The organism is Bradyrhizobium embrapense, from assembly GCF_001189235.2.
GTDB classification, from domain to species: Bacteria; Pseudomonadota; Alphaproteobacteria; order Rhizobiales; family Xanthobacteraceae; genus Bradyrhizobium; species Bradyrhizobium embrapense.
In genome coordinates, this window is sequence record NZ_LFIP02000001.1 from 839510 (window position 1) to 853160 (window position 13651).

13 protein-coding genes are annotated in these 13651 nt (G+C 64.4%); 7 read left to right on the forward strand and 6 right to left on the reverse strand.

Translation table 11 applies throughout. The features are described from left to right. The first annotated feature begins 75 nt into the window (after nt 1-75). From AKN83_RS04270 to AKN83_RS04300, 7 genes are all read left to right on the forward strand, one after another. Nucleotides 76-957: an ion channel gene (locus tag AKN83_RS04270; protein WP_050404655.1), complete on the forward strand. Its 882-nt coding sequence runs from the start codon at nt 76-78 to the stop codon at nt 955-957. 84 nt (nt 958-1041) lie between these two features. Next, the gene (locus tag AKN83_RS04275; protein ID WP_050404703.1) at nt 1042-1398 is read left to right on the forward strand and encodes a hypothetical protein; all 357 of its coding nucleotides are present in this window, start codon (nt 1042-1044) and stop codon (nt 1396-1398) included. 181 nt (nt 1399-1579) lie between these two features. Then, nucleotides 1580-1879, forward strand: coding sequence for an acyl carrier protein (locus AKN83_RS04280; protein WP_021081038.1), 300 nt, complete (start codon nt 1580-1582; stop codon nt 1877-1879). Nucleotides 1880-1888: 9 nt separating this feature from the next. Further along, complete coding sequence (locus AKN83_RS04285; protein WP_050404656.1) at nt 1889-2365, forward strand: 3-hydroxyacyl-ACP dehydratase FabZ family protein; 477 nt, start codon at nt 1889-1891, stop codon at nt 2363-2365. Beyond that, on the forward strand, nt 2358-3542 hold the full coding sequence (locus tag AKN83_RS04290) for a beta-ketoacyl-ACP synthase (protein WP_050404657.1): 1185 nt from the start codon (nt 2358-2360) through the stop codon (nt 3540-3542). The genes AKN83_RS04285 and AKN83_RS04290 overlap by 8 nt, the downstream gene beginning before the upstream one ends. A 27-nt stretch (nt 3543-3569) precedes the next feature. Continuing rightward, a complete protein-coding gene (locus AKN83_RS04295) occupies nt 3570-4847 on the forward strand; it encodes a beta-ketoacyl-ACP synthase (RefSeq protein WP_063695180.1) in 1278 nt (425 codons plus the stop codon). A gap of 17 nt (nt 4848-4864) precedes the next feature. Further along, the gene (locus tag AKN83_RS04300) at nt 4865-5800 is read left to right on the forward strand and encodes a lipid A biosynthesis lauroyl acyltransferase (RefSeq protein WP_050404658.1); all 936 of its coding nucleotides are present in this window, start codon (nt 4865-4867) and stop codon (nt 5798-5800) included. A 130-nt stretch (nt 5801-5930) separates the two neighbouring features. On the opposite strand, the gene AKN83_RS04305 is transcribed toward AKN83_RS04300, so the two are convergent. The 6 genes from AKN83_RS04305 to AKN83_RS04330 all read right to left on the reverse strand — a co-directional run bounded on the left by AKN83_RS04305 (nt 5931) and on the right by AKN83_RS04330 (nt 13646). Then, entirely contained in the window at nt 5931-7001 is a 1071-nt protein-coding gene (locus tag AKN83_RS04305; protein ID WP_244521924.1) for a polyamine ABC transporter substrate-binding protein, read from the reverse strand. A gap of 45 nt (nt 7002-7046) precedes the next feature. After that, on the reverse strand, nt 7047-8216 hold the full coding sequence (locus AKN83_RS04310; protein ID WP_050404660.1) for an aminotransferase: 1170 nt from the start codon (nt 8214-8216) through the stop codon (nt 7047-7049). A gap of 8 nt (nt 8217-8224) precedes the next feature. Further along, nucleotides 8225-8554: a rhodanese-like domain-containing protein gene (locus AKN83_RS04315; protein ID WP_016848419.1), complete on the reverse strand. Its 330-nt coding sequence runs from the start codon at nt 8552-8554 to the stop codon at nt 8225-8227. A 136-nt stretch (nt 8555-8690) separates the two neighbouring features. After that, complete coding sequence (locus AKN83_RS04320) at nt 8691-10616, reverse strand: potassium transporter Kup (RefSeq protein ID WP_050404661.1); 1926 nt, start codon at nt 10614-10616, stop codon at nt 8691-8693. A 155-nt stretch (nt 10617-10771) separates the two neighbouring features. Then, nucleotides 10772-12703, reverse strand: a complete 1932-nt coding sequence (locus AKN83_RS04325; RefSeq protein ID WP_083991914.1) for a potassium transporter Kup — start codon at nt 12701-12703, stop codon at nt 10772-10774. Nucleotides 12704-12815: 112 nt separating this feature from the next. Beyond that, a complete protein-coding gene (locus AKN83_RS04330; protein ID WP_050404662.1) occupies nt 12816-13646 on the reverse strand; it encodes an OmpA/MotB family protein in 831 nt (276 codons plus the stop codon). Nucleotides 13647-13651: the final 5 nt, after the last annotated feature.

Genomic DNA, 13651 nt, shown 5'->3' on the forward strand with positions numbered 1-13651 from the left:
CGTTTGACCGGCACTCCGGAATGGGTTCCATTATGACATGATGTCACAGGCAGGCGGAAGAGCCGGTTCGACGGAATGGCATTGAGAGCAAGCGAACGCGCGAAGGCGCGCACCATCCGTCTCGGCAACCGCGAGGTCGTGACCGAGGGGCTGGAGCTCAGTTTCTGGGCAGACATCAGCCATCGTTGCATGACAGCATCCTGGCCCGCCTTTATTGGCGGTGCAGCAATGGTGTTCATCAGCTTCAACGCCGTCTTCGCCTGGTTGTATTGGCTCGGCGATCATCCGATCGCCAACGTGCCTGACGGCCAATACGTCGACTACCTCTATTTCAGCATCGAGACGCTCTCGACCGCGGGCTATGGCGACATGCACCCGCAGACGCACTACGGGCACTTCATCGCCACGATCGAACTCTTCACCGGTATCTTCTCGATGTCGCTGATGACCGGGCTGATCTTCGCCCGCTTCTCGCGGCCGAGCGCGCGGCTGCTGTTCGCCGACAATCCCGTGATCTCGGACCATGAGGGCCAGCTCACGTTGATGATCCGTATGGCCAACGAGCGGCACAACATCATCGCCAACGCCACCGCGCGGCTGTGGCTGTTCAAGAACGGCGTCAGCAAGGAAGGCATGCCCTACCGCCGGTTCTACGAACTGCCGCTCCTGCGCAGCGAGAGCCCGGCGCTGGCGCTGAGCTGGACCCTGTTTCATGCGATCGACCAGGACAGTCCGCTCTACGGCCTCGACGCCGCGGGCCTGGAAGCCGTCAATGCCGGGCTCGGCCTCATCGTGTCGGGCTATGACGACGTTGCAGCGCAAAACGTGCACGCGCGAAAATCCTACGAGCATGTCGACATCCGCTTCGGCCATCGCTACGCCGAGATCCTGCAGGCGACCGACGACGGCCGGCTGCGGATCGACTACAGTCGGTTCCACGAGACCATCGAAGGATAAATACCACCTCTGCGCGCATCATGATTTGTGTGAAGCGCAGCGAACGTGCTAGACATGAGCGGCGACGCGACCGGACTGACAACAGTGAAGACGCAGCGGCCAATTTCCTCGGATGACGAGCACGTGGTGCTCAAATTCCGGCCGCGTACCTCGGCGCAGCCACCCGGCAAGCGCGAGGAGCCGGTCCGATCGGCCCGCCCGGCTTCCATAGCTCCTGTTTCAGTCGCCAACGACCTTTCCCGCTATGAGAAGCCGCGCGAGGAGCCGGATGATTTCCGTCAGCGCATGCTCGCCAACATCGCCGCCTTCGCCTTCACCGTGGCGCTCACCGCGATCGGCATCTGGCTCGCCATGAGCATCGCCGATTTGCGCAAGACCCAGGATTGCGTGCTGATGGGACGCCGGGATTGCGCGAAGATTACGGTGGTGCCACGCGGCTAGGCGAGCTGGAACCGTACCCAAAAACCGTCCTCGCCAGCCCGGCCAAGCTCCATTGAACTAACGGCCCTGCTCCGATATACGGGCACACGACTCCGGCAGCAGCAATCAGGCAATCCGGGGCACCGCGCCCGCCTCCTCCGAGCCGACCCGGAATTACCTTCAATATATCAAAGGCTTAATGATGTCCTCCACATTCGAGCAGATCGCCAACATTATCGCGGAGACCTGCGACATCCCGCGCGATACGATCAAGCCGGAGAGCCACGCGATCGACGATCTGGGGATCGACAGCCTCGACTTCCTCGACATCGCCTTTGCCATCGACAAGGCCTTCGGGATCAAGATGCCGCTCGAGAAGTGGACCCAGGAGGTCAACGACGGCAAGGCCACGACGGAGCAGTACTTCGTGTTGCAGAATCTCGCCGACCGCATCGACGAGCTGGTTGCGGCCAAGAACGCGGGCACGGGCTCAGCCTCGTAATCGCCCATCATGCAGCTTGAAACTTTTCAGCTGATCGATCGGATCGTCGACCTCAACCTCGACGCAAGGACCATTGTCGTCGAGGCGGATGTCCCGCCGGACAGCCACTCGGTGTTCGCGGGGCACTTCCCGGGTTACCCGATCATGCCCGGCGTACTGCTCACCGAAGCAATGGCCCAGAGCTCCGGCTGGCTGATCCTCGGTCTGACCAAGTTCGAGCGCATGCCTTTCCTCGCGATGGTCAAGGAAGCCAAGATGCGTGGCTTCGTTAGCCCCAGTTCGACACTGACGATCGAAGCCAGGATCGAACACGAAGGTTCAGGCTTCACCGTGACCTCGGCGAAGGTCCGCGTCGGCAAGGAGCTCAAGTGCAACGCCGAGCTGACCTTTCGTCATATCCCCTTCCCAAGCCCCGACTTGCGTGTGCACATGGATGCGCTCGCCAACAAGATCGGGTTTCCGCTGCAGGCAACGAGTAATGGCTGAGAAGGAAGTCTGGATCACTGGCATCGGCCTGCTCTCCTCGCTCGGCGAAGGGCTGGATGCGCATTGGCAGGCGCTCGGCGAACGGCGCGTCAATGCCGACGACACGCGTCTCGCGCCATATGTGATCCATCCGATCGCCCCCGTGAGCTTCGACGCCCAGATCCCCAAGAAAGGCGATCAGCGTCAGATGGAGATGTGGCAGCGGATCGGCACCTACGCCGCCGGGCTGGCGCTCGATTCCGCCGGTGTCAAAGGCGATCAGGAAATCCTGTCGCGGATGGACATGATCATCGCAGCTGGTGGCGGCGAGCGTGACCTCAATGTCGACCTCGCGATCATGAACGCCGATGCGCAGGGCAAGCTGCCGCCGGCCCTGCTCAACGAAAAGCTGATGAACGAGCTGCGCCCGACGCTGTTCCTGGCGCAGCTTTCCAACCTGCTCGCCGGCAACATCGCGATCGTTCACGGCGTGTGCGGGACGTCACGCACCTTCATGGGCGAGGAAGCCTCGAGCATCGACGCCGCGCGGATCGCCGTCGCGCGCATCGGGGCCGGACAGAGCGACATCGCGCTGGTCGGCGCGGCCCACAATGGCGATCGCGGCGACCTCTTGATGCTCTATTCGTTCGGCGACTTCGCCCTCAAGGATCAATACGCGTCGGTGTGGGCCCGCCGAAACAACCCGGGCTTCGCCATCGGCTCTGCCGGCGCCTTCCTGGTGATGGAATCGCGCGAGCACGCCGAGGCGCGCGGCGCCAAGCCCTACGCCAAGCTGACCAAGGTGGTCGCCGACCTTGCCAAGCGCAAGCAGCCCGGCGCAGTGACCAAGTCGCTGCAGGCGATGTGGCCACAGCTCGGGGTAAGCAACGACAACGCCGTGCTGATCACGGGCGCGACCGGCGCCGAGCCTGCGACCGCAGAGGAGCGCGAATTCCTCGGGCAGCATCCCGGCCTTGCCGTCCGCGCCACCGGAACGACCTTCGGGCACACCATGGAAGCCCAGTTCCCGCTCGGGCTGGCGCTCGCCGCATTGTCGATTTCCCGCGGCGCGCTCTATCCGGCCAACGACCCGACCGGGCTGGAGGTTGAAAAGACCGGGGCGCCAACCCAGATTGTCGTGTTGGGGGTCGGCCACTGGCAGGGCGAAGGCATGGCACTGGTCGAGGCCGTCAAGTAATTCGGCGCAAGCACCGACGGGGACACCATGACAGCACCACGCGATAAATTCGGCCGACCGATCGTCGTCGTGACCGGCATGGGAATCGTGACGTCGCTCGGCGGCGGCAAGACCGACAATTGGAAGCGCCTCACCGCCGGCGAGTCCGGCATCAAGACCGTGACGCGCTTCCCGCTCGACAGCCTGAAGACGACGATGGCAGGCGCCGTCGATTTCGTCACCGTCGACCCGTTCTCCTCGACCAGCCTGTCGCAGCGTCTCGCTGAGATCGCGACCGAGGAGGCGCTGGAGCAGTCCGGCATCGGCAGCAAGGGCGACTTCCCCGGTCCGCTGTTTCTCGCGGTCGCGCCGATCGAAACCGAATGGCCGCAGCGGCTCGAGGTCGCGCGCGAGGTTCCGACCAAGGACTTCGGCATCATCGAGTATCTGGCGACCTGCAGCGGCGGCAAGTTTGCGCACTTCCACCGGCGCTTCACCTTCGGCTCGGTCGCGCTCAACCTCGCCGAGACCTTCGGCACCAAAGGGTCGCCGATCTCGCTCTCGACGGCTTGCGCGTCCGGCGCGACCGCGATCCAGCTCGGTGTCGAGGCGATTCGCCGCGGCGAGACCGATGCAACGCTGTGCGTCGCGACCGACGGCTCGGTCAATCCCGAAGCCATGGTGCGCTTCTCGCTGCTCTCGGCTCTCTCGACCCAGAACGATCCGCCGCAGGGCGCCTCGAAGCCGTTCTCGAAGAACCGCGACGGCTTCGTGATGGCCGAAGGCGCCGGCGCGCTGGTGCTGGAGAGCTATGAGGCCGCGATGGCGCGCGGCGCCCGCATCCTCGGCGTCGTCGCCGGCTGCGGCGAGCTCACCGACTCCTTCCATCGCACCCGCTCCGCTCCGGACGGCAAGCCGGCGATCGGCTGCGTGCGCAAGACGCTCGCCGACGCCGGCATGGAGCCCGAGCAGATCGATCACATCAACGCGCACGGCACCTCGACGCCGGAAAACGACAAGATGGAATATCTTGCGACCTCCGCGGTGTTCGGCGAGCACACCAAGAACATTCCGGTGTCGTCGAACAAGTCGATGGTCGGCCACACCATCTCGGCTGCAGGTGCGGTCGAGGCGATCTTCTCGCTGCTCACGCTGGAGCATCAGCGGATTCCGCCGACCATCAACTACGAGGTGCCGGATCCCGCGATCCCGTTCGACGTGGTCGGCAACAAGGCGCGTGACGCCAAGGTGACCGCCGTGATGTCGAACTCGTTCGGGTTCGGCGGGCAGAACGCTTCGCTGATCCTGACACGCGAGCCGGCCTAGCGCCCTCGCCTCATCAGATGAAACGCCTGCTCCTTCGCGCCCGAGCGCATCTGCGTGATGCCGCAAAGCCCGTGACCGATGCGGCGATCGGCGGGCTGACGACCGGTCTGTTGCGGACCACGCGCTATTTCGATCCGGACAAGACCGCAAACTTCTTTGGCCATGCCGCGCATTTCATCGGCCGCCGGCTGCGTGAGGATCGCATCGGCCGCGAGAACCTCAAAGCCGCCTTCCCCGAAAAGTCGCCGCAGGAGATCGAAGACATCCTGACGGGTGTCTGGCACAACCTCGGACGCATCGGCGCTGAATTCGCGCACATCGACCGCATCTGGGACCACGATCCCCGGAATCCCGACAAGCCGGGTCGCGTCGAATTCTCGGAGCGCAGCAAGCAGCTGTTCGACCAGTTGCGTGACGACGGCAAGCCGGCCTTGTTCTTTGCCGCACATCTCGGCAACTGGGAGCTCTCTCCGATTGCCGCGGCGGCACACGGGCTCGATGCGACGATCCTGTTCCGGCGCCCCAACATCGAAGCCGCCGACCGTGCGATCGAACGCATCCGAGCCGTCAACCTGGGCACGCTGGTGCCTGCCGGCCGTGACGCGCCGCTCAAGCTGGCGCAGGCGCTTCAGCGCGGCCAGCACGTCGCGATGCTGGTCGACCAGTATTTGACCAACGGCGTTCCCGTCACCTTCTTCGGCCGCAAGACCACCGCCAATCCGCTGCTGGCGCGCCTGCGCCGGCAGATCGACTGCCCGATCCACGGCACGCGGATCATCCGCCTGCCCGACGGTCGCTTCCGCGGCGAGGTCACCGAGGAAGTGAAGCCGGTGTTCGATGCGACCGGCGAGATCGACATCCAGGGCACGATGCAGGCGATCACCGACATCGTCGAGGGCTGGGTCCGCGAATATCCCGATCAGTGGCTCTGGCTGCACCGGCGCTGGCGGTAGGCTAGCGGTAGCCTTACCCCGTCATTGCGAGGAGCGAAGCGACGAAGCAATCCATGCTTCAACGATCGCGGCGATATGGATTGCTTCGCTGCGCTCGCAATGACGGCTCATCCCGCAACAGCTTTTCGCGTCACTTCCCGGTCTTCACCCGCGTCCACAGCCGGTTGATGATCCGCTGCGTCGCCGGATCGCGCGCCGTGATCACGAACAGCTTCTTCTGCACCGCCTCGTCGGGATAGATGTTCTTGTCGTTGAATATCTTCGGATCGATCAGCTTCTGGCTCGCCAGATTGCCGTTGGCGTAGGACAGGAAGTTCGAATTCTTCGCCGCGACCTCGGGACGGTAGAGGTAGTTGATCAGTTCATAGGCCTCAGCGACGTTCTTTGCATCCGCCGGAATCGCCAGATTGTCGAAGAACATCTGCGCGCCCTCCTTCGGGATCGTGTAACCGATCTCGACGCCGCCGTTGGCTTCCGCCGCCCGGCTGCGCGCCTGCATGATGTCGCCCGACCAGCCGACCACAAAGCAGATCTCGCCCGAGGCCAGTGCGCTGAGATACTCGGACGAGTGGAATTTGCGCACATAGGGCCGGATCTTGATGACGAGGTCGGCGGCCTTCTCGAGATCCGTCTGCTTGGTCGAGTTCGGGTCGAGGCCGAGATAGCTCAGCGCCGCCGGCAGGATGTCGTCGGCGGAATCCAGCATGTGGACGCCACAATCCTTGAACTTGGCGAGGTTCTCCGGCTTGAACACCATGTCCCAGCTGTCGATCTTCGCGCCGGGCCCGAGTATCTTCTCCGCCATCTTGACGTTGTAGCCGATGCCCGTGGTGCCCCACATGTAGTTGGCGCCGTAATTATTGCCGGGATCGTAGGTCGCGAGCTGGCCGGTCACCACGGGCCACGCATTGGCGAGGTTTGGCAGCTTCGACTTGTCGAGTTTCAGAAACACCTTGGCGGTGATCTGGCGTTGCAGGAAATAGCCGGTCGGCACCACGACGTCGTAGCCCGACTTGCCCGCGAGCAGCCGGGTCTCCAGCGTCTCGTTGGCGTCGAACGTGTCGTAGACGACCTTGATGCCGGTTTCCTTGGTGAAGTCCTCGAGGACTCCCGGAGCCATGTAGTTCGACCAGTTATAGAAGTTGACCGTGCGCTCCTCGGCGCCGGCGGGCGCAGCGAACAACAGAGCCGTGGCGATCATACCTGCGAGGCTGACGAGACGACGGCTCTGCTTCTGCATTCTGGTCTACCTCTTGCGACGATGCACGGCGTCGGCGAGCCGCTCCAGCGCGGTGTCGAGCGTCGAATCCTTCTTGGCGAAACAGAAACGGACCACCGACGTCACCGCATCCTGCTCGTAAAACGCCGACACCGGAATGGCCGCGACCTTGTAATCCTGCACAATTCGCCAGCAGAACTCCGCGTCGGTCTCGTTGAGTCCGAGCGGCGACAGGTCGACGGTGAGGAAATAAGTCCCCTGCGACTTCAGCACCGGAAAGCCGATGCTCTCCAGTCCCTTGGTCAGGCGGTCACGGCTCCGTGCCATGTCCTTGCGCATCTCGAGGAAATAGTCGTCCGACTTGTTGAGTCCGTACGCCACCGCCGCTTGCAGATTGGGCGCGGTTGTGAAGGTGAGGAACTGGTGCACCTTGGCGGCGACACGCAGCAGCGGCGGCGCGGCGCAGACGAAGCCGATCTTCCAGCCCGTCAGCGAGAAGATCTTGCCGGCGCTGCCGACCTTGATAGTGCGATCGCGCATGCCGGGAATCGTGATCAGCGGGATGTGCTCGCGGCCATCGAACACGACATGCTCCCAGACCTCGTCGCAAATCGCGACCACGTCGAACTCCTGGCAATACCGCGCCAGCAGTTCGAGGTCCTCGCGCGGATAGACCACCGCCGCGGGGTTGAGCGGATTGTTGAACAGCACCGCCTTGGTCTTGTGGTTGAAGACGCTGCGCAGCATCTCCTCGTTCAGCCGCCAATCCGGCGGCTCGAGCCGCAACAGCCGCGGGATGCCCCCGGCCTGGCGGATGATCGGCAGGTAGGAATCATAGACCGGCTGGAAGCACACCACCTCGTCGCCCGGCTCGACCACTGCGAGGATCGAGGAGGTCAGCGCCTCGGTGCCGCCGGAGGTGACCATCACCTCGGTCATCGGATCGAGCTTGAGCCCGTGCCAGTGGCCGTAATGCGATGCGATTGCCTGACGGAGTTCCGGGATGCCCATCATCGACGGATACTGATTGTAGCCGTTGATCGACGCATCCGCAGCGGCGCGGCGGATGTCTTCCGGTCCTGGATCGTCGGGAAAGCCTTGTCCGAGATTGATGGCGTTGTTGTCGCGCGCAGCCTGCGACATCGCCTCGAAGATGGTGACGGGAAGGTCCGCGAAGACCTTGTTCATGGAGGTCATGTCAGGGATCAGCCGCCCGTCTTGGTGGGCAATCCCGCCGCCTTCCAGCCGATGATGCCGCCCGCCAGATGCTTGTCGTAGGGCAGGCCCGCGGCCTGGGCGGCGAGCGAGGCCGTCACCGAGCGCTTGCCGGAGCGGCAGGCGAACACCACCTGCTTGCCCTGCGGATCGGGTATGGCGGCCGGATCGAACGTCGACAGCGGCACGACGACGCCATCGGGATAGGCCTCGACGGCGACCTCGTTGGGCTCGCGGACGTCGACGAGGAGATAGCGGCCTTCCGCTATGCCCTTCGACACCTCGTCCGGAAACAAATCTTCCACCTTGTGGTCCGCCACGGAAATATCCTCCCGACTTATTCGATGGGCGAGCGTCGCGGCTCGCCGGTCCGGGCCGCAAAGTCGCCTCTTGCGCGGAGAAAATCAAGCGCCCGAAACGGGTTAGATGCCGCGCGGAAACGCTGGATCGTGGACCCTAGATCGTGACTTGCGTACCGACCTCGACCACCCTCCCGGTCGGGATCTGGAAGTAGTCGGTGGCATCGTTCGAGGAACGGCTCAGCGCGATGAACAGATGGTCCTGCCAGCTCGGCATGCCCGAATGCGCCGCCGGCTTCAGCGCGCGGCGGGACAGGAAGAACGAGGTCGACATGATGTCGAACTGCCAGCCGAGCTTGCGGGCGATTGCCAGCGTCTTCGGCACGTTCGGCTGCTCCATGAAACCGAACTTCAGCGTCACCTTGGAGAAAGTCTCGGTCAGCTGCTCCATCCGCACCCGCTCGGACGGATCGATGCGCGGCGTCGGCGCGGTCTCGATGGTCAGGATGACGTTCTTCTCGTGCAGCACCTTGTAATGCTTGAGGCTGTGCATCAGCGCGGTCGGCGCGCTGACGGGATCGCTGGTCAGGAATACCGCGGTCCCGGAGACGCGCTGCGGCGGCCGCTTCTCCAGCATCGCGACGAGATCGGCGAGCGGGAATTCCAGCTTGCGCGACTTCTCGAACAACAGCCGGCTGCCGCGCCGCCAGGTGTACATCACCACGATCATGGCCCCGCCGAGCGCAAGCGGCACCCAGCCGCCCTCGAACACCTTGAGCAGGTTGGCGGCCAGGAACGTGATGTCCAGGAACAGGAACGGCGCGACCAGCGCCGCCGCGGCGATCGGCGACCAGCGCCAAACCTTCCAGATCACGACGAAGCCCATCATCGCCGTCACCACCATGGTGCCGGTCACGGAGATGCCGTAGGCCGACGCCAGCGCGCTCGACGAGCGGAACATCAGCACCAGCACGATCACAGCGATGAACAGCAACCGGTTGATGCGCGGCATGTAGATCTGTCCGGAATGGGCCTCCGAGGTGTGGCGGATCTCGAACCGCGGCAGCAGGCCGAGCTGGATCGCCTGCCGCGTCAGCGAGTAGGCGCCGGTGATGACGGCCTGGCTTGCGATCACGGTCGCCATGGTCGCAAGCGCGACCATCGGGATCAGCGCCCAGTCCGGGAACATCAGGAAGAACGGATTCTCGATGCCCTTGGGATCGCCGATCAGAAGCGCGCCCTGCCCGAGATAGTTCAGCGCCAGCGACGGCAGCACGATGAACAGCCACGCGGTCTGGATCGGGCGTTTGCCGAAATGGCCGAGGTCGGCATAGAGCGCCTCGGCGCCGGTCACGGCGAGGAAGACGGCACCGAGGGTGATGAAGCCAATCACGCCGTGATGCAGCATGAACGACACCGCCAGGATCGGGTTGAACGCGTACAGCACCTCGGGATGCCGCACGATCTGCGGCAGCGCCGCGATCGCGATCACGGCGAACCAGACGCACATCACCGGGCCGAAGAACGCCGCGACGCGCGCGGTGCCGCGCGACTGCACCGCGAACAGGGCGACCAGGATCACCACCGTGAGCGGGACGACATAGGGATCGAATGTCGAGGTGACGAGTTTGATGCCTTCGATCGCCGACAGCACCGACAGCGCCGGCGTGATGACGGCATCGCCATAGAACAGCGCGCCGCTGATGATACCGAGCAGCACGATCGCGGCAGCGCCCTTGGTGGCCGCGCGCTGCGCCAGCGCCATCAGCGCCAGTGTGCCGCCCTCGCCGTTGTTGTCGGCACGCAGCAGGATCACGACATATTTCAGCGTCACGACAACGATCAGCGCCCACAGGATCAGGCTGAGCACGCCGAGCACCGCATGCGCCGTCACGGCGCCCTCGCCGCCGGCAGCCGCGACCACGGCTTCGCGCAGCGCGTACAGCGGGCTGGTGCCGATGTCGCCATAGACGACGCCGATGCTGCCGAGCATTAGCGCCTTGAAGGTGGCGGTTGAATGCGCCTCGCCATGGCCATTTGCCGCGGGCGTTTCCGCCGCGGTGATCGCACTCTCGGATGACATGGGAAGCTGCGCCTCTATCTTCTGCCGCACTGCACAATGCCGGGTTGCAGGCCTATACTCCCGGCAGGAATGCATAGGTTAGCACGGATTCAGGCCTCCACCATGCGCACGACGCATAGATCAGGGCTTTTTCAACGCCGGAATTCGTTGTCAGCTCAAATAGTTACCTGGGTACCCACTTCAACAACCCTGCCGGTGGGAATCTGGAAATAGTCGGTCGCATCGTTGGCGGAGCGGCTCATCGCGATGAACAGGTGGTCCTGCCACTGCGGCATGCCGGACTGGACCGACGGCTTCAGCGACCGACGCGACACGAAGAACGAGGTCGCCATGATGTCGAACTGCCAGCCGAGCTTGCGCGCGACCGCGAGCGCCTTTGGCACGTTCGGCGATTCCATGTAGCCGAAGCGCAGCCGCACTGCGGTGAACTTGTCGCTGATCTTCTCCATGGCGACGCGCTCCGACAGGTCGACGCGCGGTGTCGGTGCGGTCTCGATGGTCAGGATCACGTTGTGCTCGTGCAGCACCTTGTTGTGCTTGAGATTGTGCAAGAGCGCGGTCGGCACGAAGCTGGGATCGCTGGTCAGGAACACCGCGGTGCCCTTGACGATATGCGGCGGCCGCTTCTCCAGACTGTGGATCAGGTCGCGCAGCGGCACCTCGATACGGCGGGTCTTGGCGATCAGGATCGCGGCGCCGCGACGCCAGGTCCAGATCATCGTCGCCATCACGACGCCGAACAGCAGCGGCACCCATGCGCCCTCGAACAGCTTCAAGAGATTGGCGCTGAAGAAGGTCATGTCGACGATCACGAAGGGCAGGATCAATGCGGCGGCCGATGCCACGCGCCAGTTCCACAGCTTCCAGATCACGATGAAGCCCATGATGCCGTCGGCGACCATGGTGGTGGAAACGGCGATGCCATAGGCCGAGGCCAGCCCGCTCGAGGTGCGGAACAGCAGCACCAGCAACAGCACGCCGAGCAGCAGCAGCCGGTTGACCCGCGGCAGATAGATCTGCCCTGCATGGGTCTCAGAGGTGTAGCGGACCTCGAAGCGCGGCAGGAGCCCGAGCTGCACCGCCTGGCTGATCAACGAATAGGCGCCGGTGATCACCGCCTGGCTCGCGATCACGGTCGCAGCAGTGGCGAGCCCGACCAGCGGCAGCAGCAGCGCGTCGGGCACCATGCGGTAGAACGAGTTCTCGATCGCCGCCGGATCCGACAGCACCAGCGCGCCCTGCCCGAAATAGTTCAGCAGCAGCGACGGCAGCACGAAGAACAGCCAGCCGGACTGGATCGGCTTGCGGCCGAAATGCCCGAGATCGGCATACAGCGCCTCGCCGCCGGTCACCGCGAGGAACACCGCGCCGAGCGTCACCAGGCCGACGGTGCCGTGGGTCAGCATGAACTGGATCGCGTAATAGGGATTGATCGCCGCCAGCACCGACGGATCGTCCATGACGTGGACCAGCCCCATCACCGCGAGCGAGGCGAACCACAGCACCATCACCGGGCCGAAGGCGGAGGCGACGCGCGCCGTGCCGGTGCGCTGTACCGAGAACAGCAGCACGAGGATCAGGATCGTCAGCGGCACCACATAGTGCTCGAGATGCGGCGTGGCGAGCTTGAGGCCTTCGACCGCCGACAGCACCGAGATCGCCGGCGTGATCATGGAATCGCCGATGAACATCGAGGCGCCGACCACGCCGAGCGCGAGCAGCGGCCAGCTGCGCCGTCCGATCGCGCGCTGGCCGAGCGCCATCAGCGACAGCGTGCCGCCCTCGCCGTTATTGTCGGCACGCAGCAGCAGCAGGACATATTTGGCGGTGACGACGGTGAACAGCGCCCACAGGATCAGGCTGAGCACGCCCAGCACCATGATGCGGGTGACCGGCTGGCCATGCGCGGCGCCGCCGACTGCCTCGCGGAATGCGTAGAGCGGCGAGGTTCCGATATCGCCGAACACCACTCCGATGCTGCCGAGCGTCAGGGCCCAGAAGCTGGAGGTGCCTTGGCCTCTGCTACCGGTTCCTTGGCTCGTGCCTTGAGTTTCCTGGGCCTCGGTGGGTGAGACGCTGATAGCCATGGCGAGGTTGGAACGCCCGATCAGTTGATTTTGATCCGCGCGGCTATCGACGCTTCCGCCCCGCCTGTCAACCGAGCAACCCGGCCGACAGCGGTAGCAGGGTAACCCGGAGCTACGGCTTCAGATCCGGCGGCAGTGGCGGATTTTCGCGCATCAACGTGATGGTCACGCGACGGTTCGCCGGAAGCGTCGGGTCGTCGGGAAACAGCGGCTGGCTATCCGCCTTGCCGGAAACCGCGAAGATGTGGGACGGCGGCAGCCCTTCCCGCTCCAGGATCTGCCGCACCGCATTGGCGCGGTCCGCGGACAGGTCGAAGGCGTCGTAATCGCTGCGCGCCGGCACGAAGCCTGCGGCCGTATGCCCCACGATCGCGACCCGCAGCGGCGTCGCCTTCAGCGGCGCGGCGAGCTTCTGGATCAACCGGCGGGTGCGCTCATACGGCTCCCGGGAGCCGTCGGCAAACATCGAGCGGCCGTCCTGGTCGACGATCTCGAGGTTGAGCCCCTCCTTGGTCTCCTCGAACATGATGTTCTTGGATATCTCGGTCAGCTCCGGCATGTCCTGCAGCGCCTGCCGCAGCGAGGCGGAGGCGAGCGCGAATTCGCGGTCGATCTTCAGCCGCGCGCCGTTGATCTGGCTGCGCTCCTTCTCGTCCGGCGTCGGATTGGCGGAGGACTCTTCCGGCGAGATGTGCTCGACATTCTTCAGCTTCGGCCGCGTCGGCAGACCGTCGGACTCGACGATTCCCGAATAGCGCACATTGGTCTGCACGCCGAAGGCGTCGCGCATCGAGCCGGCGACGATCTTCAGCTTGTTGTTGTCCATGGTGGAGAACGCGACGAGCATCACGAAGAAGCTCATCATCAGGCCCATCAGGTCGGCGAAGGTCACGAACCAGCCGTGACCTCCGGTATGGGCGTCGCCGCGCTTCTTCTTGGCCATCGCTG

What these genes read in the sequence shown, in the direction of transcription:
- AKN83_RS04270 (WP_050404655.1), top strand. Translation starts at nt 76, where the DNA reads ATGGCATTGAGAGCAAGCGAACGCGCGAAGGCGCGCACCATCCGTCTC.
- AKN83_RS04280 (WP_021081038.1), top strand. Translation starts at nt 1,580, where the DNA reads ATGTCCTCCACATTCGAGCAGATCGCCAACATTATCGCGGAGACCTGC.
- AKN83_RS04285 (WP_050404656.1), top strand. Translation starts at nt 1,889, where the DNA reads ATGCAGCTTGAAACTTTTCAGCTGATCGATCGGATCGTCGACCTCAAC.
- AKN83_RS04290 (WP_050404657.1), top strand. Translation starts at nt 2,358, where the DNA reads ATGGCTGAGAAGGAAGTCTGGATCACTGGCATCGGCCTGCTCTCCTCG.
- AKN83_RS04295 (WP_063695180.1), top strand. Translation starts at nt 3,570, where the DNA reads ATGACAGCACCACGCGATAAATTCGGCCGACCGATCGTCGTCGTGACC.
- AKN83_RS04300 (WP_050404658.1), top strand. Translation starts at nt 4,865, where the DNA reads ATGAAACGCCTGCTCCTTCGCGCCCGAGCGCATCTGCGTGATGCCGCA.
- AKN83_RS04305 (WP_244521924.1), bottom strand. Translation starts at nt 7,001, where the DNA reads ATGATCGCCACGGCTCTGTTGTTCGCTGCGCCCGCCGGCGCCGAGGAG.
- AKN83_RS04310 (WP_050404660.1), bottom strand. Translation starts at nt 8,216, where the DNA reads ATGACCTCCATGAACAAGGTCTTCGCGGACCTTCCCGTCACCATCTTC.
- AKN83_RS04320 (WP_050404661.1), bottom strand. Translation starts at nt 10,616, where the DNA reads ATGTCATCCGAGAGTGCGATCACCGCGGCGGAAACGCCCGCGGCAAAT.
- AKN83_RS04325 (WP_083991914.1), bottom strand. Translation starts at nt 12,703, where the DNA reads ATGGCTATCAGCGTCTCACCCACCGAGGCCCAGGAAACTCAAGGCACG.
- AKN83_RS04330 (WP_050404662.1), bottom strand. Translation starts at nt 13,646, where the DNA reads ATGGCCAAGAAGAAGCGCGGCGACGCCCATACCGGAGGTCACGGCTGG.